Origin of the sequence: Cupriavidus agavae (genome assembly GCF_004217045.1) — a bacterium.
In the GTDB taxonomy this organism is placed as follows: domain Bacteria; phylum Pseudomonadota; class Gammaproteobacteria; order Burkholderiales; family Burkholderiaceae; genus Cupriavidus; species Cupriavidus agavae.
In genome coordinates this window covers 281,446-306,469 of the sequence record NZ_SGXM01000001.1, presented here as the reverse complement: position 1 = coordinate 306,469, position 25,024 = coordinate 281,446, and the positions used below count along the sequence as shown (strand labels likewise).

The window sequence follows — 25,024 nt, the reverse complement described above, 5'->3', positions numbered from 1 at the left end:
TTATCGCAGCAGCCCCGCCCCAGGGCGCGCCAAAATACGCGCCGGCCTGCAAGATCCGTGCATACGGCCGCCGGATGCGGCGGCTACAATACGCCGGATGAAGACCGAGGCCACCCCCCAACCGCAGGCGCTGAACCTGGCCGCCGCTGCCGAACCGGCCGCGGCCGGCGCGGCGCAGGCCGCCGCGCCCGAGCCGGAGACCGCCGTGCAACCGAAGCCGGCCGGCCCCGCGCCGGCGCGCCAGCTTACGCTGGTGCTGGGCGGGGCGCGCTCGGGCAAGAGCCACTTCGCCGAGCAGCTTGCCACCGACCACGCCGCGCTGACGGGCGGGCCGGTCACCTACATCGCCACGGCGCGCCATGACGCCGAACCGGCCGACGAGGAGATGGAGGTGCGCATCGCGCTGCACCGGGCGCGCCGGCCGGCGGACTGGACGCTGGTCGAGGAACCCGTGCACCTGGCCGACGCCCTCTACGCGCACGCGCGCCATGACGGCTGCATCCTGGTGGACTGCGCCACGCTGTGGCTCAACAACCTGATCTTTGGCGACAACCGCGACTACCCCGACCACGGCGTCATCACCCCGCCACCCCCGTTCACCGAGGAAATCGACGCGCTGATGACCGCGCTGCCGATGCTGCCCGGCCACGTGATCCTGGTCTCCAACGAGATCGGCTTCGGCGTGGTGCCGATGGGCGCCATCACGCGCTTCTACGTCGACGAACTGGGCCGCCTGAACCAGAAGCTCGCGGCCGCCGCCGACCGCGTGCGGCTGCTGGTGGCCGGCATCCCGGTGGCCATCAAGGACCCTGCCTCGTCCCCGTCGACGTCCCACCCCGCGCGATGATCATGCTGTCCTGGGCCGCCTGCGTGGCGGCCGCACTTGCCGGCGTGCTGCTGGACCGCTGGCTCGGCGAGCCGCGCCGGTGGCATCCGCTGGTCGGCTTCGGCCGGATCGCCACGCTCGTCGCCAATGCCCTGAACCGCCCCGGGCGCAGCGCGCCGCGCCAGCGCGCGGCCGGGCTGCTGGCGTGGGCGCTGGTCGTGCTTGGCCCCGCCGCCCTTGCGTGGTGGCTCGTCACGCTGGCCACCACCGTTCACCCGCTGCTCGGCTGGGCGCTGCACGCGGTGGCGCTGTACTTTGCGCTGGGCGCGCGCAGCCTGAGCCAGCACATTGCCCCGATCGCCGAGGCGCTGCGCCGGCATGACCTGGCGCTGGCACGCACGCTGACCGCGCGCATCGTCTCGCGCGACACCGCCGATGCCGATGCCGAAGCGCTGGCGCGGGCGGCCTGCGAATCGGCGCTCGAAAACGGCAACGACGCGATCTTCGGCGCGTTGTTCTGGTTCCTGATCGGCGGCGCGCCGGCCGTGATCGCCTTCCGGCTGGCCAATACGCTGGACGCGATGTGGGGCTACCGCACGCCGCGCTGGGAAATGTTCGGCTGGGCCGCCGCCCGCATCGACGATCTGCTGAACCTGGTTCCCGCCCGGCTCACCGCGCTGTCGTACGCGCTGCTCGGCGCCACCGGACAGGCGCTGCGCTGCTGGCGCACGCAGGCGGGTGCGTGGTCGAGCCCGAACGCCGGCCCGGTGATGGCCGCCGGCGCCGGTGCGGTGGGCGTGGCGCTTGGCGGCGGTGCGCGCTATCACGGCGAGTGGGAGGAGCGCCCGCCGCTCGGCACCGGCGCCGCGCCGGCCGCCGCCCATGTGCAGGCGTGCCTGCGGCTGGTGCACCGCACGCTGTGGCTGTGGCTGGGGGTCGCCATGCTGAGCGTGCCCGTGTTCACGCTGCTGTCATGACGGCCATCGCCCCGATCCGGCACGGCGGCAATCTGCTGGCCGCGGTGCGCCGCTACGCGCGGCCCGTCGAAGACTGGCTCGACCTGTCCACCGGCATCAATCCGGCCGGCTATCCGGTCCCGGCACTGCCCGCCGATATCTGGCAACGGCTGCCGCAGGACGACGACGGCCTTGCCGAGATGGCCGCGCAAGCCTACGGCGCACCGCACGCGCTGCCCGTGGCCGGCTCGCAGGCCGCCATCCGCACGCTGCCGGCACTGCTGCGCCCCGGGCGCGTGGGCATCGCCGCGCTGGGCTACAGCGAGTACGCCCCGGCCTTCGCCGGCGCCGGCCATACCGTGGTGCCGCTCGACGAAGCCGATTTCGCGCGGCGCGATCTTGCGGATGGCCTCGACCACCTGGTGGTGGTGAATCCGAACAATCCCACTGCCCGACTGTTGTCCGCCGACACGCTGCTCCACTGGCGCGCGGCGCTGGATACGCTGATCGTCGACGAGGCGTTCCTCGACAGCATGGCAGCGTCGTCGCTGGCGCCGCACACGGGCACGCCGGGACTCGTCGTGCTGCGCTCGATCGGCAAGTTCTACGGGCTGGCCGGCATCCGCTGCGGATTCGTACTGGCCGCGCCGGCATTGCTCGACACCCTGGCGGACCGGCTCGGCCACTGGACCGTCTCGGGGCCAGCCCGCGCCGTGGCGCGCCGTGCCCTGGCCGACACCGCATGGCAGGACGCCACGCGTACCGCCCTGGTCCGGCAAGGCCAGCGATTGGCGAAATTGCTATGCGCCCATGGCCTGGCGCCGGCCTCGCAGCCACTGTTCCACTGGGTGCCCGACGCCCGCGCCCCGGCACTGCATGAAGCGCTGGCGCGGCAAGGCGTCTGGACGCGGCTGTTCGACGCGGCGGGCGGTTGTCCGGCCAGCCTGCGGCTCGGGCTGCCGCCCGATCACGAACCGGCCTGGCAGCGGCTCGATGCCGCGCTGGGCCACGCCCTCACCGACACCGATACCGATACCGACAAGACGCGATGAAGTCACGCTTCCTGCCGCTTGCCGCGCTCGCCGCGACAACATTTTCCGCCCACGCCGCCATCACCGTCACCGACGACAGCGGCCAGCCCGTCACGCTGAACCAGCCCGCGCGCCGTATCGTGTCGCTGGCGCCGCACGTGACCGAGCTGATCTTCGCGGCCGGCGGCGGTGACCGCATCGTCGGCACGGTCAGCTACAGCGATTATCCGCCGCAGGCCCGCGACATCCCGCGCGTGGGCGACAACAAGGCGCTGGACCTCGAACGTATCGCCGCGCTCAAGCCCGACCTGATCGTGGTCTGGCGCCACGGCAACGCCCAGAAACAGACCGACCGCCTGCGCGCGCTCGGCATGCCGCTGTTCTTCAGCGAACCGCGCCGGCTCGAATCGATCCCCGAGAACATCGAGAAGCTCGGCACGCTGCTCGGCACCGAGCCGGTGGCCAGCCGCGCCGCCACCGATTTCCGCCAGCAGGTGGAGACGCTGCGCAAGACCTACGCGGCGCGGCCGCCCGTCCCGGTGTTCTATCAGGTCTGGCAGCAGCCGCTGATGACGCTGAACGGCCAGCATCTGGTCAGCGACCTGCTGGCCCTGTGCGGCGGCCGCAACATGTTCGAGAAGGAGACCCCGCTGGTGCCCACGGTCTCGGTCGAAGCCGTGGTGGCCGGCAACCCCGAGGCAATGTTCACCGCCGGCATGGGCGCCACCCGCCCGGACAAGCCGCTCGCGGATTTCTCGACATGGGCGAAGTGGAAACAGGTCACGGCGGTGGCCCGCAACAACCTGTTCATCATCGACGGCGACCTGGTGAACCGCGCGGGCCCGAGGGTGGTGAAGGGGGCGGCGCAGATCTGCAAGGATCTGGAGGTGGCAAGGTCACGGCGGTAGGCACGCCGGCGCTATACCACCACCCGGTTCCACCACCCCAGGCTCACCCCGCCCGCTCCCACCCGGAACCGGCACGTCGCCCCGAATCCCAGCGACCATTCCAGCGTCTGCGCCAGCGGCAGCCCGAGCCATCGCGCAGCCAGCATCCGCATCGGGCCCGCGTGGGTGACCACCCAGATCCGTTCGTCCGAGGCCACGTCGAGCGTCTCTACCCAGGCGCCGATGCGCGCCATGACCTGTGCCGGGCTCTCGCCGCCGTGGGGGCGCCCATCCATCAGGTTGGCCGCCCACCCGTCGAGCGCGTCGCGCGGAATATCGTCCCAGCGCCGCCCTTCCCAGTTGCCGAAATCCATCTCGCGCAGGCGCGGCTCGATCTCGCAGGCAGGGGGTGCGTCGAGACAGCCGGCCAGCGCCGCCGCCGTATCGCGCGCCCGCGCCGCCGGGCTGGTGACGATGCGGTCCGGCGCACCGATGCCGGCCGCGATCGCCGCGGCCGCCGGCTGCATCGGCAGGGCCAGCGCCAGTTCCAGGCTGCCGTAGCAGATACCGGCCTCGACCGCGGGCTGCGCGTGGCGGATCAGGACCACTTCCATGCGGCCGCCACGAGGTAGAGGGTCAGTTCGGCAAGCTGCTGCGCCATGCCGAGGCAGTCGCCGGTATAGCCACCGAGCCGCCGCACGAAGTAGGCGCCGAGCGCCGTCCGCAGCCCGGCCAGCGCGACGATGGCCGCCGCCGCAAACCAGGGCGACAGCCACAGCAGCGGCAGCACGCCGCACGCCAGCGCGAACAGCAGCCCCGCGCCGGCCAGCCGCTGCGCCACCGGTTTGGCCTTGCCCTCGGGCCGCACGTACTCGTGCGTGGCCAGAAACGTGATCGCCATCGCCCGGCTCGCGCCGTGCGCCGCTACCAGCGTGGCGAGCAGCAACGCCAGCCCGCCTGCCTCGCCCACGGCTACCAGCAACTGCCACTTGAGCAGCAGCGCCACGACGATGGCAATGGCGCCAAACGCCCCCACGCGCGAGTCATGCATGATCGCCAGCACGTCCTCACGGCGGTAGCCGCCGCCGAACGCATCGACGCAATCGGCCAGCCCATCCTCGTGGAACGCGCCGGTCAGCAGCAGCGTGGCCGCCATGCCGAGCACGATCGCCACCGAAGGGGTCCAGAGCTGCCACGCACCCCAGGTCACCAGCGCCGCCACCGCGCCGACCAGCAGGCCCACCAGTGCAAAGTAGCGCGCGGCGGCGTTCAGGTAGTGCGGTTCGAACCCCACCCACCCGGCCAGCCGCTGCGGCAGCGGCACGCGCGTGAAGTAGCCGAGGGCGGTCAGGAAGAATCGGAGTTCGTTGGCCATGGCGCTAGGCGGAGGCGTTGGTCACGCCCGCGCCGCTGAACGTGGCCATCTCCCGCAGGAACGCGGCCGCCGACGCCACCAGCGGCCAGGCCAGCGCGGCGCCGGTGCCCTCGCCCAGGCGCAGGTCCAGGGCCAGCAGCGGCTCGCCGCCGAACTCGGCCAGCAGCGCGCGGTGGCCCTGTTCGTGCGAGCAGTGCGAGTACACGCAGTAATGCAGCACGTTCGGGTCGATGCGCGCGGCCACCAGCAGCGCCGCCGAGGCGATGAAACCATCGACCAGGATCACCATGCGGCTGGCGGCCGCAGCCAGGAAGGCGCCCGTCATGGCCGCAATCTCGAAGCCGCCGAACGTGGCCAGCACGTCGAGCGGCGCGCTGGCGCCGGGATGTGCCGCCAGCGCACGGGCCAGGATGTCGCGCTTGCGCGCCACGCCGGCATCGTCGAGCCCCGTGCCGCGCCCCGTGCAGGCATCCAGCGGCAGGCCGGTCAGCCGGCTCATCACGCAGGCCGCCGCCGAGGTATTGGCAATGCCCATCTCGCCGAAGCCGATCACGTTGGTGCCCTGCTGCGCGTGGCGCAGCACGCGGGCGATGCCGACATTGATGGCCGCGCCGGTTTCGGCCGGCGTCATTGCGGCCTGTTCGACGAAGTTGCGCGTCCCGTTGGCCACCCGGCAGTTGACCAGCCCGGCCGAGGCCGGCAGCGGCGCGCGCACGCCCACGTCCACCACTTCGAGCGCCATGCCGTGCAGCCGCGTGAACACGTTGATCGCCGCACCGCCGTTCAGGAAGTTCAGCACCATCTGCGCCGTCACTTCGGCCGGAAAGGCACTGACGCCGGCGTCGGCCACGCCGTGGTCGCCCGCGAACACGATAATCGCCGGGCGGTTCAGTTCGGGCACCGTCTCGCCCCGGATCATGCCGATCCGCAGCGCCAGCGATTCGAGCCGGCCCAGCGAGCCCAGCGGCTTGGTCTTGTCGTCGATCGCCGCCTGCAGCGCGGCGCGCAGCGCCTCGTCGGGCGCGTCGATCGGCGGGAGGGTCAGGGCGTAGTCGGAGTAATGGGTCATGCTGTCAGTCGGTCCTCGTGTCACATTTCAACGCCGCGTTGGGCCTTGATCCCCTGCTGGAAGGCGTGCTTGACCGGCGTCATGTCCGTCACCGTATCGGCCGCCTCCACCAGCGCCGGGGGCGCGCCACGGCCCGTGATGACCACGTGCTGCATCGGCGGGCGGGCGCGCAGGTCGGCGATCACCGTTTCCACGTCCAGATAGTGCAGCTTCAGCGCAATGTTCAGTTCGTCGAACAGCACCAGCCCGATCCCGGGGTCGCGCAGCATGCGGCGCGCCACTTCCCAGGCGGCTTCGGCCTTGGCCACGTCGCGGGCGCGGTCCTGGGTCTCCCAGGTATAGCCCTCGCCCATCACGTGGAACTCGCACTGCTCCGGAAAGCGCTGCAGGAACATCTCCTCGCCGCTCGGGATGGCGCCCTTGATGAACTGGACCACGCCGGTGCGCATGCCGTGCCCCATCGCGCGCACCACCATGCCGAAGCCGGAACTTGATTTGCCCTTGCCGTTGCCGGTGGTGATCACGATCACGCCGCGCTCGGCCTGCGCCGAGGCGATCTTGGCGTCCACGACTTCCTTCTTGCGGACCATGCGCGCCTTGTGGCGCTCGTCGCGGCCTTCGCTGCCGTCCGGGACGGTGTTTTCAGTGTCGCTCATTGCGGTTTCCATCGGGGATCAGCGCGGCGTGCGTGCCGTCGCTGATGCGGATAATCGGGGTGCGCAGCGCCCGGGAGCACTGCGCGGGAGTCAGCACGTCCGGCGCCGGGCCGTGCAGCGCCTGGCCGTCTTCGGACATCAGCAGCGCATGGCTCGCGTAGCGCTGCGCCAGCGTCAGGTCGTGGACGATGACCACGGCGGCGTGCCGCCCGGCGCGGGTCAGGCGCTGGAGCAGGTCCAGCACCTGGATCTGGTGGCGCAGGTCGAGGTGCGCCACGGGTTCGTCGAGCAGCAGCAGCGGCGCCTGCTGCGCCAGCGCGGCGGCCAGCGACACGCGCTGGCGCTCGCCGCCGGACAGCGTCAGCACGTCGCGGCCGGCCAGCGGATCGAGGTCGAGCGCGGCCATCACGTCGCGCACCACGCCGTCGTCGTCGCGCCGGCCCCAGCCCCAGCCGCTCAGGTGCGGGTGGCGGCCGATGCGCACGGCGTCCTCGACGCGCATCGAGAACGTGTCATGCACCGCCTGCGGCAGGTACGCGCGCTGCCGCGCCAGCATGGCCGGCGGCACCTGGGCAAGGTCGGCGCCATCGATCACGATGCCGCCGCCATCAGGCGCGCGCAGGCCGGCCAGCACGCCCATCAGCGTAGACTTGCCCACGCCGTTGGGCCCGACGATGCACCATAGCTGCCCGGCGCCAATCGACATCGACAGCCGTTCGAGCAACACGCGCGGCCCGGCGCGCAGGCCGACGTCGCGCAGCGCCAGCTCGGGGCAGGCCGCCAGCGGTTCGGACCAATGGCTCGGCACTGTCATCGCGGCCTCCGCAGCAGCAGGTAGAGGAAGGTCGGCACGCCCAGCAGCGCCGTGATCACGCCCACCGGCAGTTGCGCCGGGGCAATCACCGTGCGGGCGATCAGGTCGGCCGCCATCAGCAGCGTGCCCCCCAGCAGCACGGCGGCCGGCAGCAGCAGGCGCTGGTCGTTGCCCCAGGCCAGCCGCACCATGTGCGGCACCACCAGGCCGACAAAGCCGATCGACCCCGCCGTGGTGATCGCCGCCGCGATCGAGAACGACGCAATCAGGAAGGTGGCCAGCCGCACCCGGCCCACGCGCACGCCCAGCGCCTGCGCCACGGTCTCGCCGAGCAGCATCACGTTCAGCGCCCGGGCCATGGGCAGTGTCAGCGCCAGCGCGGCGCCGAGCATGCCGAGCGCCCAGCCGTAGCTCGACGTGCCGCCGAGATCGCCGGTCAGCCAGAACAGCATGCCGCGCAGCCGCGATTCCGGCGCCACGGCCAGGATCAGCGTGATCAGCGCGCCCCACCCCGCCGCCAGGATGACCCCGGTCAGCAGCAGCCGCGCGCCGGCCTCGTGATGGCCGCCCTGCACCTGCGGATGCAGCAGGTCGCGCCGGGCCAGCGTGGCCACCAGCAGCATCGAGCACAGCGCGCCGGCCGCCGCGCCGGCCTGGATGGTCCAGAGCGGCAGCGTCAGCAGCATGGCCAGCAGCGCGCCGGTGGAGGCCCCGCCGGAGACACCCAGCACGTACGGCTCGGCCAGCGGGTTGCGCAGCAGCACCTGCATCAGCGCGCCAGACAGCGCCAGCAGGCCGCCGCAGGCAAACGCCGCGGCGGCGCGCGGCAGGCGCAGTTCGCGCACGATGGCGCCGGCGGTGCCGGTATCGGCCCCGGTCAGCGCCTGCCAGAGCTGGCCGGCGTCCAGCGCCACGCTGCCCACGGCCAGCGACAGCGCGAACACCGCCGCCCCGGCCACGGCCAGGACACTCCAGACGGTCAGCGCGCGGCGCAGCTCAGCCATGGCTTACTTCTGGCGCCAGCCCAGCGTGACAAACCCGGCCCGGCCCTGCGTGTTGTACGGGAAGGCGAGCATGTATTGCTTGTCGAACAGGTTTTCCACTCGGGCGGCCACGAACCATTGCTTGTCGATGTTGTAGCGGGCGTTGAGGCTGACGATACCGTATCCGCCCAGCGTGCGCGAGCCGTTGTCGAGCCGCGACGACGACACCAGCCACTCGCCACCAAGGCGCCAGCTGCCGAAGTTGCGGCCCACGTCGAACGATGCATGCCGGCGGGCGCGGCGGATCAGCTGCGTGTTGCTCTCCTCGTCGACCGGATTCTGGAACGTGACGCTGGCGCCCAGGTCCGTGCCGTAGACCGTGGCGCGCCACGACGCCTCGATGCCCTGCACCTTGGCCTTGGCCACGTTCTGCGCCAGGTACAGGCCGCCCGGCTGCAGCGTGGAGACGATCAGGTCGTTGTAGCGCGTCTCGAACGCCGTCACGCGCAGCAGGCCGGCGCTGGCCGTATCCACCTGCACGCCCACCTCGGCGGACTTGGCGCGCTCGGGGCTCAGGTTCGGCTGGCCGTAGTTCGGGTAGTACAGCTCGTTGAACGTGGGCGCGCGGAACGCGTTGCTGAGGTTGGCGATCAGCTTGACCTGCCCGGTCACGTTGAAGCCATAGCCCGCGAAGAAGCTGCCCTGGTTGCCAAAATCGGAATAGTGGTCGTTGCGCGCGTTCAGCTGCAGCTGATGGCGGCCGATACGCCCCTCGTAGCCGCCATAGACCGAGAACACGTTGCGCGTGGGCGCCGCGTAGGAGCTGGATGCCAGTTCCTGCTGCAGCCAGTCTGTGCCGAACAGCAGCTTGTGGTCTGCCGTCAGCGCGTACTCGTTCTGCCAGTTGAACTGGCGGGAGCGGGTGCTGAACAGGCTGTCGAACAGGCGGTTCTTCGTGGTCTCGGCGCGGTCCTCGCTCTGCGCCAGCTTGAAATGCGTGGTCCAGTCGCGCGTCACCTTGCCGTTGACGAACGCCGACAGCGTGTACAGCTCGCTGTCCATGCGGTAGTCGTCGGTCGGGCGGCCGCTGGTGCTGTCGTACGACAGCTGGCTGTTCGAGTAGTACGCCGCGAACCCGGCGTCCCAGTCCTGCGTGAACTGGTGGCGCACCTGGCCCGAGACGCTCTTGTTCTCGTACGGGTTGTCGGCCGGGTTCGGGCCCGTGCCGCGCCGCACCGCCGCCGGGTTGGCGGCGGCCCACTGCTGGTAGTTGACCGACGAGAAACCGTCGGTCTTGAAGATGGAACCGGTCACGTTGAACGAGGTGTCGCCCACCTGCCCGCCGTAGCCCACCGTGCCCTGGCGCGTGTTGTTGCTGCCGTACTCCACCTGCGCGTTGGCCGCGGGCGGCTTGCCGGCGCCATTCCTGGTGAAGATCTGCACCACGCCGCCGATCGCGTCCGATCCGTACAGCGCCGAGACATTGCCGCGCACCACCTCGATCCGCTCGATCTGGTCGGGCAGGATATTGGCCAGCTGGGCCGTGCCGCCGCTCACGCCGGCCACGCGCACGCCATCGATCAGGATCAGCACCTGGTTCGAGTTGGCGCCGCGCAGGAACAGCGTGGTATTGGCGCCCATGCCGCCGTTGGCGGAAAACTCGACCCCGGCCTGGCCGCGCAGCAGCGTGCGCAGGTCCGGCGCCTGGGAGTTGACGATGTCGTCATGGGTGACCACGGTGGTGTGCGGCAGCGCCTCGGTCACGCTCTGCGCGGTGCGCGAGGCAGTGACGACCACCGGGGCAAGACTCTGCCCCTCGGCAGCAGACTGCGCGAAGGCGGGAAGGGACGATGTGGAAACAACGGCTGCGGCCGCCAGGATGGCAGGCGCGCAAGGACGAACCGGCGGATGAGCCGCGGCGGTCGACCTGGATGGCGTGAAACGCATGAGTCAGGGTGGAAGAGAACGGCCAGGTCCGTTCCCCCGCGGACCATGTGGCGATGAGGCGTGCCGCGTGGAGGCGGACGCCCGCGTTCGGCAGGCCGGTATCCGGGCTGGCGACATCAGGCAGGCCGCCTTCCCGACCGGTATGGGTCAGTGGCGCTTGGCCAGCCCTGCGAAGGACTCTGGAACTCGTAAAACAGCGAGGACACTGGGTTCGCGGTCGCTTACCGTTGCGGGGGCAGCACAGGTTGGCCGGTTCCGACATGGCGTCGGCGCCCCGCTCCCTGTTTCCCGTTGAACTGCGACCCCGACGTGCGCGGGTGCCGCGAGCACCTGGAACGGCGCGAGTGTAGGGAGTTTCAATCCGGGCGTCAATGCGATGGATCAAGCTGCCGTTAACCATGGTGCGATGCCCCCGATGGCGCCCGGCCCGGACCCGTATGTGGTCCCTCGTACGGCCGTTCGCTGCAACTTCGGAGCGGCACGCCGGTCTGATCGGGCGCGTTGTGCGGTAGCCCCCGCGCGTGCATCGGCTAGAATTCCGAAACCTGACCACTACTCCTACCGGACACGACAGGCACTATGCTCAACGAACTCGAACAACTGGCCGCCAAGATCGGGCGCGTGCTGCATCATGCAGACACCCTGGCGGCGGAAAACCAGCGGTTGCGCGCGGAAATCGACCGCCTGCAGGCCGAGGCCAACCAGTTGCGCGCGGACCGCGAAGCCATGGCGGCCGACCGCGAACTGCTCAATATCAAGATCGAGGAAGCGCAGCTGCGCATCCAGTCGATCCTGGACAAGCTGCCCACCGCCAGCGACGCACGCCAGCTCGACCTGCTCGGCGACGGCACCCCGCGCAACGCCTCGGAAGGTTCGCAGCAAGCCCCCGGAGAACACGCATGAGCAACAAGCAAGTGGAAGTGAACATCGCCGGCCAGCCCTATCGCTTCGCCATCGCCCCCGACAACGAGGCCGCGCTGCTCGAAGCCGTGGCCCTGGTCGACGACAAGATGAACAAGCTCAAGGGCACCGTTTCCACGAAGGGGGTCGAGCGCGTGGCCGTAATGGCCGCGATCAGCCTGGCCTCGGACCTGCTGGCCATGCGCCACAAGCAGGAGGAGGAAGGCGCGATTCCCGTGGAGGCCGTGCGCGCGCGCATCCGCGAACTGAACGACCGCGCCGACGAGGCACTGCGCCAGTACGCGCACGTGGGCACGCGGTAGGGTGAAAAAACCCTGCCGGCTACGCTTGAATTGCGCGGCGGGGCCACAATATGACGTGCATGTGAAGCCGGTGCCGCGCCCTGCGCGGCGCGTCGGCGGCGCGGGATGGATGGTGTGGTGGAAAATGTAACGACGCGACACGTCCGGCTTGGTATGCGCCAATGCGCGGTGTATAGTGGAGCCACTGCGCGGCGCCCAGCGTCCGATGCAGCAAAATGGCCGGGTTATCGTGCCTGGCCGCCGTTTCCACCCATCCCAATTGAAACGGCAAACGTCTGACATCCCCAGCGCACGCAGTTGCAGTTTGCGCGAAGGAAAGCAAAGTCAGACGTTTGACAGTTTCCCTGCCTGGTTCGTGAGGATCATAACTCCTTGAACCGATATGCATTGCATGGTGCGGGATTATGTCGTGTGGGCGAGCGCGTCACCGCACTCAAAGTTCTGGGTTCTGCCCTGGACTCCCTGAGTGGGTGATGTACCCGAAATGCGACTTCCGCAGCCACTCTGAACCTCACTTGGGTTCAGGATGCCGATCCAGCGGCCGAGGCGGGGACCCCCTTCAAGTGATGAAGAGGCGGTGGTTTGATGAACCACCGCCTTTTTCATTTGCGGCTTCCGCCGACATCCCATGTCCACTACGCGCGCGCGCCAGTACTGGCTCATGAAGTCCGAACCGGACGAAGCCAGCATCGACGACCTTGCCGAAAAGGGCACCCTGCCCTGGACCGGCGTGCGCAACTACCAGGCGCGCAACTTCATGCGCGACCAGATGCGCATTGGCGACGGCGTGCTGTTCTACCACTCGTCCTGCCCCGAGCCGGGCATTGCCGGGCTGGCCGAAGTCTGCTCGCAGCCCTACCCCGACCCCACCCAGTTCGACCCTGAAAGCGACTATTTCGACAAGGCATCGAAGCCCGAAGACCCCCGCTGGTCGCTGGTGGACGTGCGCTTCGTCGGCAAGTCGGCACTGATTGCGTTGCCGGCGCTGCGCGAGCATGAGGCGCTGGCCGACATGGTGGTGCTCCGGCGCGGCAACCGGCTGTCGATCACGCCGGTCACCGCCGCGGAGTGGCGTTTCATCACCGGCAAGCTGATGAAGTGAACCATCGGCACGCCGGAACATTTTCGCGGCGCGCGCGTCTGAAGGGCATCACATTCGTGGAGAACAATATGAAGAAACTCTTGCTTGCTTCGCTGCTGACGACCACGGCCGCCATGGCCACCGCCCAGACCGTGCCGCCGCCTTCGGGCGTGCTGTCGCTGAACGCCGAGGCGGTGACCGAAGTGCCGACCGATGTCGTGCAGCTGACGCTGGCAGTGGAGCAGGAAGGCCAGGAGCCGTCGGCCATCTCCAACGCGCTGTCGACCCGCACCCAGGCCGTGCTGGCGCAGGCCAAGCGCACCTCGGGCGTGGAAGCCCAATCTGGCGGTTTTACGATTCACCCGACCACCGACCGCAACGGCAAGATCAGCGCCTGGCGCGGCCGCTCGGAGGTGATCCTGAAGTCGAAGGATTTCGCGGCGATCTCGAAGCTGGCCGGCGAGTTGTCGAACCAGATGCAGGTGCAGAACGTGTCGTTCTCGCTCTCGCGCGAGGCGCGCCAGGCCGTGCAGCAGAAACTGACCGATCAGGCAGTGGCCGCGTTCCGCGACAAGGCCCAGGCCACCGCGAAGCTGTTCGGCTACACGGGCTACACGATCCGCGAGGTCTCGGTCAATGAAGGCGGCGGCATGGTGCCGCCGATGCCGCGCATGTACGCCGCGAAGGCCATGTCCGCCGACGCCGGCGCGCCAATCCCGGTCGAGGGCGGCAAGACGCAGGTGACGGTGTCGGTGAATGGGGCCGTGCAGATGGTGAAGTAAAAGGGTTTCTCCCCTCTCCCGCTTCATGGGAGAGGGGAGAAAACAACATCAGAGCGTGTTGTACTGCTCCCGCAACACATTCTTCTGTACCTTCCCCATCGTGTTGCGCGGCAGTTCTTCCACCACGTGAACGCGCTTGGGCACCTTGAAGTTGGCGATGCGGCCCTTGAGCGTGCCGATCAGGCCGGCTTCGTCGATCTCGGCGCCGGGCTTGCGGACCACCACGGCCACCACGGCCTCGCCGAAATCCGCGTGGGGCACGCCAATCACGGCCGATTCCGCCACGCCCGGCATTTCGTCGATAAAGCTCTCGATTTCCTTCGGGTAGACGTTGTAGCCGCCCGAGATGATCAGGTCCTTGCTGCGGCCGACGATTGTCAGGTAGCTGTCCGGCACGGCGCGGCCCGCCACCTCTGCGCCAAAGCGGCCCACGTCGCCGGTGCGGAACCAGCCGTCAGCGGTAAATTCCTGGGCGGTCTTCTCCGGCATGCGCCAGTAGCCCTTGAACACGTTCGGGCCCTTGACCTCGACGTTGCCGATCACGCCCGGCTCGCAGGCGCGGCCCTCGCCATCCATCACCCGAACCGACACACCCGGCAGCGGCAGGCCCACCGTGCCGCCGATGCGCTCGCCCTGCGCCGGATCGTACGGGTTCGAGACCAGCATCACGGTCTCGCTCATGCCATAGCGTTCCAGGATCGTGTGGCCGGTACGTTCGCGGAAGGCGTCGAACGTCTCCAGCAGCAGCGGCGCCGAGCCCGACACGAACAGCCGCATGTTGGCGCAGACCTCGCGGTCGAAGCGCGGCTCCTGCACCATGCGCACGTAGTACGTCGGCACGCCCATCATGACCGTGGCGCGCGGGATGAATTTCAGGATCTGCGCCATGTCGAGCTTCGGCGCCCAGATCATCTTGGCGCCGGCCAGCAGCGCGCCGTGCGACGCCACGAACAGGCCGTGCACGTGGAAGATCGGCAGCATGTGCAGCAGCACGTCGTCGCTGCGCCAGCCCCAGGCCTCGTGCAGCGTCTGCGCGTTCGACGCCAGGTTGCGGTGCGTCAGCATCGCGCCCTTGCTGCGGCCCGTGGTGCCCGAGGTGTACAGGATGGCGGCGAGATCGTCGTCCTGGCGCGCCACGGTCGTGAACTGGTCCGGCTGCATGGCGGCGCGTTGCAGCAGCGAGCCGGTGCGGTTCTCGTCGAGCGTGAACACATGGTGCGTGTTGTGCTTGAACGCCACCTTCGACACCCAGCCGAAGTTCGCGCTGCTGCAGACCACCACGGCCGGCTCGGCGTCGCCGACGAAATAGTCGATCTCGGCTTCCTGGTAGGCCGTGTTCAGCGGCAGGTAGACCAGTCCGGCGCGCAGCGTGGCCAGGTACAGGCACAGCGCCTCGACCGACTTCTCGACCTGCACCGCCACGCGGGCGCCGGCGGGCAGCGTCAGCGCGGTCAGCAGGTTGGCGATCTTCGCCGTGGCGCGGTCCAGGTCGTCCCACGTGTAGTAGAGCCCGTCGTGCGTCTCGATGCAGCAGGCGGTGCGGTCGGCGGGAAAGCGGGATTCGAACAGGGCGAACAGATTGGCGTTCATGGATGCTAGAAGGAATATGGCGTGCAGCCGGCCATGATAGCCGGCCGGCCGACATATTACTCCCCGGTGAAATCCGGAGGACGGTGCGCCAGGAACGCGGCCACGCCTTCGGCATGGTCGCGGCTGGTGGCGTAGGAGAAATGCGCGTCGAGCTCGGCCGCCGTCAGCGGCGCGGGCGCCGGCGAGAGCCGGCGGATCGTGGCCTTGTTGATGCGCGCGGCCAGCGGCGCGCCCGCGCACAGGCGCTGCACCGTGGCGGCCACCTCGTCGTGCAGCGCCGCCTCGGGCACCACGCGCGTCAGCAGGCCCTTGCGGGCCGCCTCGTCGGCATCGAAGACGCGTCCTTCGAGCAGGATTTCCAGCGCCACGGCACGCCCGGCCAGCGCCAGCAGCCCGCCCAGCTCGCCCGGCGCCATCGGAAAGCCCAGCCGGTTGATCGGCACGCCGAAGCGGCTGCCCGTGGCGGCGATGCGCAGGTCGCAATGGCAGGCGATTTCCAGCCCGCCGCCCACGCAGACGCCCTCGATGGCGGCCAGCGTCGGATGGGGGCAGTTGGCGATGGCCTGCAGCGCCGGTGCGATGGTCTGCGTGTGGTAGTGCCGCACGGCCGCCGCATCGCCCCGCACGGTGGGGAATTCAGCGATATCGGCGCCGGCGGCAAAGTTGCCGTCGGCGCCGCGCACCACCACGCAGCGCAGCGACGTATCGGCGGCCAGCCCGGCAAACCCCTGCGCCAGCGCCTGCCACATGCCGGCCGAGATCGCGTTGAGCTTGCCCGGATGCGACAGCGTGACCAGGGCCACGGCCCCGTCGCGCGCAAACGTGACGGCGCCGCCCATCAGTCGATCTTCGCGCCCGAGCGCTGCACCACTTCGGCCCAGCGCTTGATCTCGGCGCGCTGGAACTGCGCGAACTGCTCCGGCGTGAACTGCGGGATGTCCGAGCCGTTCTGCAGCCAGATCGCCTTCATCTCGGGGCTGTTCAGCGCCTTGGCGGTCTCGGCGTAGAGCTTGTCGACCACATCCTTCGGCGTGCCCTTGGGCGCCCACAGGGCGTACCAGGTGGACACCTCGTAGTTCGGCACGCCCGCCTCGGCCGCGGTCGGCACGTTCGGGAACGCCGCCGAGCGGGTCTTGGCCGCCACCGCCAGCGCCTTGATGCGGCCGGCGCGGATATGCTGCGCCGACGAGCCCAGGCCGTCGAACATCAGGTCCACCTGCCCGGCGATCAGGTCGCTCAGGGCCGGGCCGGCGCCCTTGTACGGCACGTGCGCGAGGTCGGTCTTCGTTTCCAGCTTGAACAGTTCGCCCGCCAGGTGGTGCGCCGAGCCGTTGCCCGCCGAGGCGTAGTTCAGTTGCCCCGGGTGCTGCTTGGCGTAGGCAATCAGTTCCTTGACCGTGTTGGCCTGCACCTTGGTCGGGTTGACCACGATCACCTGCGGCGGCTGGGCGATCACGGTGATGGGAATGAAGTCCTTCTCGATGTCGTAGTCGAGCTTCTTGTAGAACGACGGGGCAATGGCGTGGTGCGCGCCGCCGATGAAGATCGTGTAGCCGTCCGGCGTGGCCTTGGCGGCCAGGCTGGCGCCCACGGTGCCGCCGGCGCCGCCGCGGTTGTCGATCACGAACTGCTTGCCGAGCTGCTTGGACAGCTGCGCGGTCAACGGGCGGGCAAACGCGTCGGTGCCGCCGCCGGCCGGGAACGGCACGATCACGGTCACGGGCTTGGCCGGCCAGGGGTCCGCCGCATGGGCAACGGAGGCGTGGAGGCTTGCCGCCCCGATGCCGGCCATGAGGCCGGTGAGTGCCAACACGCGTGCGAACGCGGTCAGGCTGCGCTGACGATACATGTACTGTCTCCTCTTTCTCTCTACTTACTGCGGAAAGTCAATCGAAGTACTGCTACCCAACACCACTGCACAACACCCGACAAAAACCGTTGCCTGGCGCATTCCTCGTGCCCGACCCAAGGCTCACAACAGCTTGGCCACCGCGCGGCTGATGCGCGGGTTGCCGTCGCCGAGGCGAGCCAGATTGTCATCCAGCGCCTCGGGCACGTAAAGATAATTCACCATCATCCCGCACGCCTGGGCGCGGCCTTTTCGCGACAGGTCGGCGCCCCAGTTCACACGTTCGACACACGCGCCGTTGCCGAGGTGGAAGCGCGCCACGGGGTCGGCCGGCGCGCCCTTCGCGCCGGCTTTGACCAGGAAGTGCGCGGCCAGCGTCAGCGCGCTGTCGCGCACCACGGCGTCGCCCGAGTCGGCCGGCAGCGCGCCAAGCCACGCGGCACCGTCGGCCGGCACGTCGCCGTGGCGTTCACGCCAGCGGGCCAGCCGCTTGTCACCCAGGATGCGTGCCACCGCGTCGCCGTCCTGCTTGCGCAGCCAGTCGGCAAAGCCGGGGATGGGCGACAGCGTGGCGAACTGCTTGAGCTTGGGGAACTCGCGCTGCAGTTCCTCGATCACGCGCTTGAGCAGGAAGTTGCCGAAGCTGACGCCGCGCAGCCCGGCCTGCGTGTTCGAGATCGAATAGAAGATGGCCCACTTCACGCGGCGCAGGTCTTCGAGCGGCGCGGCCTCGTCGAGCAGCGCCTGCACGTTGGCGGCCATTTCGGGCACGAACGCCACCTCGACGAAGATCAGCGGCTCGCGCGGAATGCGCGGGTGGAAGAACGCGTAGCAGCGGCGGTCTGAATCGAGCCGGTTGCGCATGTCGGTCCACGACGAGATCTCGTGCACCGCCTCGTAGCGGATCAGCTTTTCGAGCAGCGAGGCCGGCGAATCCCACGTGATCGGCTGCAGTTCCAGCAGGCCCACGTCGAACCAGTTCGAGAACAGCGCCTCAAGGTCTTCGTCGAGTTCGCGCAGGCCCGGAATGCGCTTGTGCCAGCGCAGCATGTCGGCGCGCAACTGGATCAGGAAGTGCAGCCCGCAGGCACTGGTCCCGCGCTGGCCGTGCTGCGCGGCAAAGCGCTTGAAGAAGCGGATGCGCGCGTTCGAGAGCGCGGCCGAGAGGCCCGAGGCGCTGGCCGGCGGCACGCCGGCGGCATCGCGCCCGGCCGCCACTTCGGCCAGCACGCCGAGCATGGCCTGGCGCAGCGGCTCGGAAGCGGCCTGGTACTCGTCCTGCCACGCCTGCGCGGCGCTGTTGGCGGCGCCGTCGGTCAGCCGGGCATCGAAACACTGGCGCAACTGGTCGCGCTGGCGCTTGATGGCGCGCGTCGACAACGTCGGCTCGAGCTGCGGCGCCGTGGCGGCCGGGGCCGGGTTGTCGTCGCCCTTGCGGCCCCACCACCGGCCGAAGCGCGTGAACAGCGTATCGCTGACCGGCTCGCTGGCTTCCAGCGGCGCACTGACAGTCTTCTGGTCTGCGGGATCGAGGGCGGTCATGGGTCGTTCCTGGCGCGGGATCGTCGGGTCTTCAGGGATTTATCCGAACTTCGGGATGGGGGGCACAGTCTCGGCGCGGTCCAGCGTGCGCAGCGCGCCGCGCTGGCGCAGGACGTGGGTCTTCATCAGCGCTTCGGCGCCTTCGGAATCGTGAGCCTTGAGCGCCGAAAACACCGACAGGTGCTCGGCGCACGATTCATGGATCCGGCCCGGCAGCTTGAGGCTCTTGTGGCGCGACAGCCGCAGCACCTTGCGCAAGTCGCTGACCACGCCCGACAGCCAACGGTTGCCGGCCAGCCGCTGGATCGCCTCGTGGATCTGGTAGTTGGTTTCGTAGTACGCGTCGATGTCGCCAGCCTGGGCAAAGCGCGCCAGCTGGGCATGCAGCCCTTCGAGGGCGTCGAGATCGGCCTGCGAGGCGTTGCGCGCGGCCTCGAAGGCGCAGCGGCCTTCGAGCAGCGCCATCAGCGGGAAGATCTCGTCCAGATCCTGCTCGGTCAGCGCGTTGACGAAGCACCCCCGGCGCGGTTCCAGCCGTACCAGCCCTTCGGCCGCCAGCAGTTTCAGGGCCTCGCGCAGCGGCGTACGCGAGGTGCCAAGCGACCCGGCGAGCGCCACCTCGTCGATCCACGCGCCCGGCGAGAGCGTGCGGTCGTCGATCATGGCGCGAAGCCGATCGGCCACTTCTAGGTACATCGCCTGCCGCACGATACGCATCAACGACTCCTGGCCGCCTGCTGCCACCTGGATCTGGGGGAGAGGCGCATACGCCTCAATAATTCATAATTATGGAGAAGGCCGCGTCCACCACAAGCGGGGTTAACCCCTCGCGCGGTGCCTTGGTATGGTGATTCTGGAGATTCGGCGATTGGAGCCAAGAGGTGCGGCGGGCAAACTCCTGCCTCCCCTGCAGAAGATTGCCCGCGCATGAAAGAAACCACAGTGGCGCTGGTCATCGGTGCCCGGCAAGATGTGCCTGGCACGCGTGGGTCGGTAGTCGATGCCGGCGCCGGACCCAGCGCCTACCCCGTTGAAGCACCCATCTCAGGATGCGGATCTTCCCGTGCCTTTCCCGTTCGGCCTGTTTCGGTCGTGCGGCGGCATCCTCCCCAGTCTGCCGCTCGCCGGACGCTCTTTGCGCGTCCCGACCATTCTTGTAACAGGCTTAATAGCGAGGACCGTGCCATGGCAGCTAAGCTGTTGATTTCATTGAGGCGGACGAACAGGAACTTGTTACAGTTGGCAGCGCATGTAACAGGATGTTTCTCATCCGTTACGAGACAGTTTCTGCGGTGAACAGTGTCTGCAAGCCACACTGCCGTTATTTATGCCGCTTGCAACACTTTCCGACGCTTTTATGTGCGGCAGGAAGCATAAAATTGCCGGACCAATCGGTTGCAAATCTGAAACACGCGCCAGTCCAGTCATCCAAGAGCGCGCCTAACCAGTAAAAGGTCAAGTCCATGCATTCGGAAGATCCCTTCGCCACGCCGGCCGACACGTTCGACAACGGCTTCGCCACACCGGCCGCGCGGCAACCCCAACCGCAGCCGCTGCGGTTCTCCTTCACCGGATCGGGCTCGGAGTTCTTCCGGATCTGGATCGTCAACACGCTGCTGACCGTGGTGACGCTCGGCGTCTATTCGGCCTGGGCCAAGGTGCGCACGCTGCAATACTTCTACCGCAGCACGCGGCTCGACGGCGCGACGTTTGACTATCACGGCAAGCCGTCGGCGATCCTCAAGGGCCGCGCCATCGTGTTTGGCCTGTTCATCGGCTACCAGGCGGTGGCCGCCGTGTCTGCGGGGCTGAGCGCGCTGCTGGCCCTGGCGCTCGCGCTGGTGTTCCCGTTCCTGCTGGTCCGCTCGCTGCGCTTCCGCATGGCCAATTCGAGCTATCGCGGCCTGCGCTTCGCCTTCACGGGCGACGACAAGGGCGGCTACATGGTGTTTCTGGTCTGGCCGATCCTGACCGGCCTGACGCTGATGCTGCTCGGGCCGCTTGCACACCAGCGGCTCAAGCAGTACCAGCACGACAACACGCGCTTCGGCACGGCGCCGTTCGCGTTCGAGGCCAGGGTGGGACAGTTCTATCAGGTTTATCTGGTCACCGCCGGCCTGTCGCTGCTGTGCCTGCTGGGAAGCAGCGTGCTGGTGAGCGTATTTGCTTCGGTCGCCACCGGCACTTCGGGCAGCGTGATCGTGCTGATCCTTGCCGCGATCACGATTGGCCTCTACGCCGGCCTGCTGCTGGTGGCGCCGGTCTTCCAGGCGCTGATGCAGAACCTGGTCTGGAATCACACCACGCTGGCGCCGCACCGCTTCCGGAGCAGCGTGGGCGTGGGCCGGCTGTTCGGCATCGTGCTGACCAACCTGATCCTGACCGCCCTGACGCTCGGCCTCTTCTACCCCTTTGCCCGCGTCCGGACCGCCCGCTATCGCGTGGAATCGATGACCATGCTGGCCGCGGGCCCGCTCGACGCGTTCGTGGCCGGCGAGCAGCAGCAGGTTGGCGCGCTCGGCGACGCCGCCGTGGACTGGTACGACATCGACATCGCACTGTGACCATGGATTCGGCACAAACCGGCGTGGCGGCGCGCTATTTCGACGGGCACTCGTCGCGTGCCCATCCGGTGACCGTGTCGGTGGGCGACGGCCACGCCGAACTGCGCGGCGCCGATGGCGCGGTCCTGCGCCGCGCGGCACTGGCCTCGCTGCGGGTGTCCGAGCGCATCCGGCGCGGCCCCCGGCTGGTCACGTTCGACGACGGCGCGTACTGCGAAATCACCGATCACGCCCCCTTCGACGCCATGCTGGCCGCCACGGGCTACCGCGAGGGGCTGGTGTCGCGCGCCCAGAACAGCTGGCGGCTGGCGCTGCTGTCGCTGGCCGGGATTGGCACGTTCGTCGTCCTTGCCTATTTCTACCTGCTGCCCTGGACCGCCGCTTTGGTTGCACGGACGATACCGTCCTCGCTGGAAGCCCGGCTCGGCGAGGCCACGCTGAAAAGTCTCGACGAAGGACTGGTCAAGCCCAGCGCGCTGCCGCCCGCCGATCAGCAGCGTATCCGCGACAACTTCGCGGCGCTGCGCCGGCCCGACGATCCCGCGCACGACTACCGCATCCTGTTCCGCCAGGGCGGGCCTATCGGCCCCAACGCGCTGGCGCTGCCCGGCGGCACCATCGTCGTGACCGATGAACTGGTCAGGCTGGTGGGCACGGGCGCCGGGATGATGGGGGTGCTGGCTCACGAAGCCGGCCACGTGTCCCAGCGGCACGGGCTGCAGCAGGTATTCCAGGCTTCCGTGGTGGGCGCCATGGCCACCTACCTGCTTGGCGATGTCTCGGCGCTGCTCGCCACGGTGCCGGCGGCGGTGCTGTCGATGCATTACTCGCGCGAACACGAACGCGAAGCAGACGCGTTTGCAGTGGAGGTGATGCGGGACAACCGGCTGCCGGTGGGCGCGCTGGCCGATGCGCTGCAGGCGCTGGAAGATGCGCACGGCCCGAAGCGCGGCGGGCAGGCGGCGGACGCTGCCGGCGACGAGGAGGCGGGATTCTTCTCGACCCATCCGCTGACGAAGGAGCGGATCGAGGCGATCCGGGGTGGCGGCTGAAGCGTAGGGGCAGGCGTCTGGGGCTATTTGAACTGCCCGCCCTCTCCCCCGGCCCCTCTCCAGGAGGGAGAGGGGAGCAAACCAAAGCAGACTTACCGGGCGCCAGCCGCGGCGCCGTTGGCCTGGCGGCGGTAGGCCCAGACCAGCATCAGCACGCCAGCCAGGATCATCGGCAGGCTCAGCCACTGGCCCATCGACAGCTTGAGCGCCAGCAGGCCCAGGAAGGTATCGGGCTCGCGGGCGAACTCGACGATGAAGCGGAAGAAGCCGTAGCCGATCAGGAAGACGCCCGACACCGCACCCATCGGGCGGGGCTTGCGCGAGAACAGCCACAGGATGATGAACAGCGCCACGCCTTCGCCCGCAAACTGGTACAGCTGCGACGGGTGGCGCGGGATGTTGTCGCCGGCCTGCGGGAAGATCATGCCCCACGGCAGGTCGGTCGGGCGGCCCCACAGTTCGCCGTTGATGAAGTTGCCGATCCGGCCGGCGGCCAGCCCGCAGGGAATCATCGGCGCGATGAAATCGGTCACTTCCATCCAGTGCCGGCGCCGTACCTTGGCGAACACCCACATCGCCACCAGCACGCCCAGGAAGCCGCCGTGGAAGGCCATGCCGCCTTCCCAGACCTTGAAGATCTCCAGCGGGTGCAACAGGTAGTAGCTCGGCTTGTAGAACAGCACGTAGCCGAGCCGGCCGCCCAGGATCACGCCCAGCACGCCGTAGAACAGCATGTCGTCGAGGTCGCGCGTGACCCAGCCGCGCGCGGCGATATGCGGCTGTTTGATCCGCAGCCGGCCGAACCACAGGAACATGATGAAACCGGCCAGGTACATCAGGCCGTACCAGCGGATGGCCAGCGGCCCGAGGTGGAGGGCGATCGGGTCGAACTGCGGATGAACGAGCATGGGCGAGACGAAAGAGATTGAGATCGTTGGCATGCGCGGACGGGCCGCGCGCCGGCATTGTGCGCGCCGGATGATGCGTAATGATGTCACAAATCGCCCCGGCCCCGTCCCGCGAACCATTTGACACCCCCGGACGCCGGGCGCATGCTTTCCGGCACAACAACGACCCCCCGGAGACAGTCCCATGGCGTTCAACAAGCGTTCGCGGCACATCACCCAAGGCGTGGCGCGCTCCCCCAACCGCTCCATGTATTACGCGCTCGGCTATCGCAAGGAAGACTTCGACAAGCCGATGGTGGGCGTCGCCAACGGCCACTCGACGATCACGCCCTGCAACGCCGGCCTGCAGCGCCTGGCCGACGCCGCCGTGGACGCCATCCGCGCGGCCGACGCCAATCCGCAGATTTTCGGCACGCCCACCATCTCGGACGGCATGTCGATGGGCACCGAGGGCATGAAATACTCGCTGATCTCGCGCGAGGTGATTGCCGACTGCATCGAGACCGCCGCCCAGGGCCAGTGGATGGACGGGGTGGTCGTGATCGGCGGCTGCGACAAGAACATGCCGGGCGGCATGATCGCGCTGGCCCGCATCAACGTGCCGGGCATCTATGTCTATGGCGGCACGATCCGGCCCGGCAACTGGAAGGGCAAGGACCTGACCATCGTCTCGTCGTTCGAGGCCGTGGGCGAGTTCACGGCCGGGCGCATGAGCGAGGAAGACTTCGAGGGCGTGGAGCGCAACGCCTGCCCCAGCACCGGCTCGTGCGGCGGCATGTACACGGCCAACACGATGAGTTCGTCGTTCGAGGCGCTCGGCATGTCGCTGCTGTACTCCTCGACCATGGCCAACCCGGACCAGGAGAAGGTGGACAGTGCCGCCGAATCGGCCCGCGTGCTCGTGGAAGCCATCAAGAAGGACCTCAAGCCGCGCGACATCATCACGCGCAAGTCGATCGAGAACGCCGTGTCGCTGATCATGGCCACAGGGGGCTCCACCAACGCGGTGCTGCACTACCTGGCCATCGCCCACTCGGCCGAGGTGGAATGGACCATCGACGATTTCGAGCGCATCCGCCGCCGCGTGCCGGTGATCTGCAACCTCAAACCGTCTGGCGAATACGTGGCGACCGACCTGCACCGCGCGGGCGGCATCCCGCAGGTCATGAAGATCCTGCTGAACGCCGGCCTGCTGCACGGCGACTGCATGACCATCACCGGCCGCACGCTGGCCGAGGAACTGGAGCACGTGGCCGACCAGCCGCGCGCCGACCAGGACGTGATCATGCCGCTGGACCGCGCCCTCTACAAGCAGGGCCACCTGGCCATCCTCAAGGGCAACCTGGCCGAGGAAGGCGCCGTGGCCAAGATCACCGGCCTCAAGAACCCGGTCATCACCGGCCCCGCGCGCGTGTTCGAGGACGAGGCCAGCGCGATGGAAGCCATCCTGGCGGACCGCATCCGCCCCGGCGACGTGCTGGTGCTGCGCTATCTGGGGCCGAAGGGTGGCCCGGGCATGCCGGAAATGCTCGCACCCACCTCGGCGATCATCGGCAAGGGTCTGGGGGAATCGGTCGGCTTCATCACCGACGGGCGGTTCTCGGGTGGCACCTGGGGCATGGTGGTCGGCCACGTCGCGCCCGAAGCGTACGTGGGCGGCACGATCGCGCTGGTGCAGGAAGGCGATTCGATCACGATCGACGCATTGCAGCTGCTGCTGCAGCTGAACGTGCCGGAAGACGAGCTGGCACGCCGCCGCGCCGGCTGGAAGCAGCCCGGGCCGCGCTACACGCGTGGAGTGCTGGCAAAGTTTGCCAGGCTGGCGTCAACGGCGAGCAAGGGAGCGGTGACGGATTAGGGGGGTTTCTCCCCGCTCCCGCAAAGCGGGA

General features: G+C 68.9%; 24 protein-coding genes, 1 other RNA gene and 1 riboswitch. Of the genes, 12 read left to right on the top strand and 13 right to left on the bottom strand.

All coding sequences use genetic code 11. The features are described from left to right. The first annotated feature begins 97 nt into the window (after positions 1-97). The 4 genes from cobU to EV147_RS01420 are packed head-to-tail and all read left to right on the top strand — an operon-like array spanning position 98 to position 3,721. On the top strand, positions 98-847 hold the full coding sequence (cobU, locus tag EV147_RS01435; RefSeq protein ID WP_130389355.1) for a bifunctional adenosylcobinamide kinase/adenosylcobinamide-phosphate guanylyltransferase: 750 nt from the start codon (positions 98-100) through the stop codon (positions 845-847). Next, complete coding sequence (cbiB, locus tag EV147_RS01430; protein ID WP_130389354.1) at positions 844-1,803, top strand: adenosylcobinamide-phosphate synthase CbiB; 960 nt, start codon at positions 844-846, stop codon at positions 1,801-1,803. Before cobU ends, cbiB begins: the two co-directional genes overlap by 4 nt. Beyond that, entirely contained in the window at positions 1,800-2,834 is a 1,035-nt protein-coding gene (gene cobD, locus EV147_RS01425; RefSeq protein ID WP_130389353.1) for a threonine-phosphate decarboxylase CobD, read from the top strand. The genes cbiB and cobD overlap by 4 nt, the downstream gene beginning before the upstream one ends. After that, positions 2,831-3,721 carry a cobalamin-binding protein gene (locus tag EV147_RS01420; protein WP_130389352.1) on the top strand — a complete coding sequence of 297 codons (891 nt, stop codon included), beginning with the start codon at positions 2,831-2,833 and terminating at the stop codon, positions 3,719-3,721. Before cobD ends, EV147_RS01420 begins: the two co-directional genes overlap by 4 nt. A gap of 11 nt (positions 3,722-3,732) precedes the next feature. Here EV147_RS01420 and EV147_RS01415 read toward each other — a convergent pair whose 3' ends face one another. The 7 genes from EV147_RS01415 to EV147_RS01385 are packed head-to-tail and all read right to left on the bottom strand — an operon-like array spanning position 3,733 to position 10,544. Continuing rightward, entirely contained in the window at positions 3,733-4,314 is a 582-nt protein-coding gene (locus EV147_RS01415; RefSeq protein ID WP_130389351.1) for a histidine phosphatase family protein, read from the bottom strand. After that, positions 4,299-5,075, bottom strand: coding sequence for an adenosylcobinamide-GDP ribazoletransferase (locus EV147_RS01410; RefSeq protein WP_130389350.1), 777 nt, complete (start codon positions 5,073-5,075; stop codon positions 4,299-4,301). The genes EV147_RS01415 and EV147_RS01410 overlap by 16 nt, the downstream gene beginning before the upstream one ends. 4 nt (positions 5,076-5,079) lie before the next feature. Further along, entirely contained in the window at positions 5,080-6,144 is a 1,065-nt protein-coding gene (cobT, locus tag EV147_RS01405; RefSeq protein WP_130389349.1) for a nicotinate-nucleotide--dimethylbenzimidazole phosphoribosyltransferase, read from the bottom strand. Positions 6,145-6,164: 20 nt separating this feature from the next. Next, positions 6,165-6,800, bottom strand: a complete 636-nt coding sequence (gene cobO / locus EV147_RS01400) for a cob(I)yrinic acid a,c-diamide adenosyltransferase (protein ID WP_130389348.1) — start codon at positions 6,798-6,800, stop codon at positions 6,165-6,167. Next, entirely contained in the window at positions 6,787-7,614 is an 828-nt protein-coding gene (locus tag EV147_RS01395; RefSeq protein WP_130389347.1) for an ABC transporter ATP-binding protein, read from the bottom strand. The genes cobO and EV147_RS01395 overlap by 14 nt, the downstream gene beginning before the upstream one ends. Continuing rightward, complete coding sequence (locus EV147_RS01390; RefSeq protein ID WP_130389346.1) at positions 7,611-8,618, bottom strand: FecCD family ABC transporter permease; 1,008 nt, start codon at positions 8,616-8,618, stop codon at positions 7,611-7,613. The genes EV147_RS01395 and EV147_RS01390 overlap by 4 nt, the downstream gene beginning before the upstream one ends. A 3-nt stretch (positions 8,619-8,621) precedes the next feature. Next, positions 8,622-10,544 (bottom strand): TonB-dependent receptor domain-containing protein, encoded by a 1,923-nt coding sequence (locus tag EV147_RS01385; RefSeq protein ID WP_130389345.1) that lies wholly within the window; start codon positions 10,542-10,544, stop codon positions 8,622-8,624. Between the two features lie 93 nt (positions 10,545-10,637). After that, positions 10,638-10,848: riboswitch (cobalamin riboswitch) on the bottom strand. Between the two features lie 275 nt (positions 10,849-11,123). On the opposite strand from EV147_RS01385, the gene EV147_RS01380 reads away from it, so the two are divergent. The 5 genes from EV147_RS01380 (at position 11,124) to EV147_RS01365 (ending at position 13,630) form a co-directional block, all read left to right on the top strand. Beyond that, entirely contained in the window at positions 11,124-11,447 is a 324-nt protein-coding gene (locus EV147_RS01380) for a hypothetical protein (RefSeq protein ID WP_130389344.1), read from the top strand. Further along, a complete protein-coding gene (locus EV147_RS01375) occupies positions 11,444-11,767 on the top strand; it encodes a cell division protein ZapA (RefSeq protein WP_130389343.1) in 324 nt (107 codons plus the stop codon). The genes EV147_RS01380 and EV147_RS01375 overlap by 4 nt, the downstream gene beginning before the upstream one ends. 338 nt (positions 11,768-12,105) lie before the next feature. Beyond that, positions 12,106-12,324, top strand: a non-coding RNA gene (ssrS, locus tag EV147_RS26535) — 6S RNA. A gap of 71 nt (positions 12,325-12,395) precedes the next feature. Continuing rightward, complete coding sequence (locus tag EV147_RS01370) at positions 12,396-12,869, top strand: EVE domain-containing protein (protein ID WP_130389342.1); 474 nt, start codon at positions 12,396-12,398, stop codon at positions 12,867-12,869. Between the two features lie 68 nt (positions 12,870-12,937). Beyond that, complete coding sequence (locus tag EV147_RS01365; protein WP_130389341.1) at positions 12,938-13,630, top strand: SIMPL domain-containing protein; 693 nt, start codon at positions 12,938-12,940, stop codon at positions 13,628-13,630. A 48-nt stretch (positions 13,631-13,678) separates the two neighbouring features. On the opposite strand, the gene EV147_RS01360 is transcribed toward EV147_RS01365, so the two are convergent. From EV147_RS01360 to EV147_RS01340, 5 genes are all read right to left on the bottom strand, one after another. Next, on the bottom strand, positions 13,679-15,220 hold the full coding sequence (locus EV147_RS01360; RefSeq protein ID WP_130389340.1) for a malonate--CoA ligase: 1,542 nt from the start codon (positions 15,218-15,220) through the stop codon (positions 13,679-13,681). Between the two features lie 56 nt (positions 15,221-15,276). Further along, a complete protein-coding gene (locus EV147_RS01355) occupies positions 15,277-16,059 on the bottom strand; it encodes an enoyl-CoA hydratase/isomerase family protein (protein ID WP_130389339.1) in 783 nt (260 codons plus the stop codon). Continuing rightward, positions 16,059-17,069: a Bug family tripartite tricarboxylate transporter substrate binding protein gene (locus tag EV147_RS01350; protein ID WP_130389338.1), complete on the bottom strand. Its 1,011-nt coding sequence runs from the start codon at positions 17,067-17,069 to the stop codon at positions 16,059-16,061. The genes EV147_RS01355 and EV147_RS01350 overlap by 1 nt, the downstream gene beginning before the upstream one ends. A gap of 123 nt (positions 17,070-17,192) precedes the next feature. Continuing rightward, positions 17,193-18,611 (bottom strand): malonyl-CoA decarboxylase domain-containing protein, encoded by a 1,419-nt coding sequence (locus tag EV147_RS01345; RefSeq protein ID WP_130389337.1) that lies wholly within the window; start codon positions 18,609-18,611, stop codon positions 17,193-17,195. A 39-nt stretch (positions 18,612-18,650) separates the two neighbouring features. Then, positions 18,651-19,328: a GntR family transcriptional regulator gene (locus tag EV147_RS01340; protein ID WP_130389336.1), complete on the bottom strand. Its 678-nt coding sequence runs from the start codon at positions 19,326-19,328 to the stop codon at positions 18,651-18,653. A 746-nt stretch (positions 19,329-20,074) separates the two neighbouring features. Between EV147_RS01340 and EV147_RS01335 the strand changes: the two genes are divergently transcribed. Beyond that, the gene (locus tag EV147_RS01335; protein WP_130389335.1) at positions 20,075-21,175 is read left to right on the top strand and encodes a YjgN family protein; all 1,101 of its coding nucleotides are present in this window, start codon (positions 20,075-20,077) and stop codon (positions 21,173-21,175) included. Positions 21,176-21,177: 2 nt separating this feature from the next. Then, positions 21,178-22,227, top strand: coding sequence for a M48 family metallopeptidase (locus tag EV147_RS01330; RefSeq protein ID WP_130389334.1), 1,050 nt, complete (start codon positions 21,178-21,180; stop codon positions 22,225-22,227). A gap of 92 nt (positions 22,228-22,319) precedes the next feature. Here the strand turns inward: EV147_RS01330 and lgt are convergent, their stop codons facing one another. Then, complete coding sequence (gene lgt, locus EV147_RS01325) at positions 22,320-23,135, bottom strand: prolipoprotein diacylglyceryl transferase (RefSeq protein WP_130391149.1); 816 nt, start codon at positions 23,133-23,135, stop codon at positions 22,320-22,322. Positions 23,136-23,319: 184 nt separating this feature from the next. Between lgt and ilvD the strand changes: the two genes are divergently transcribed. After that, entirely contained in the window at positions 23,320-24,993 is a 1,674-nt protein-coding gene (gene ilvD, locus EV147_RS01320; protein WP_130389333.1) for a dihydroxy-acid dehydratase, read from the top strand. Positions 24,994-25,024 lie beyond the last annotated feature (31 nt).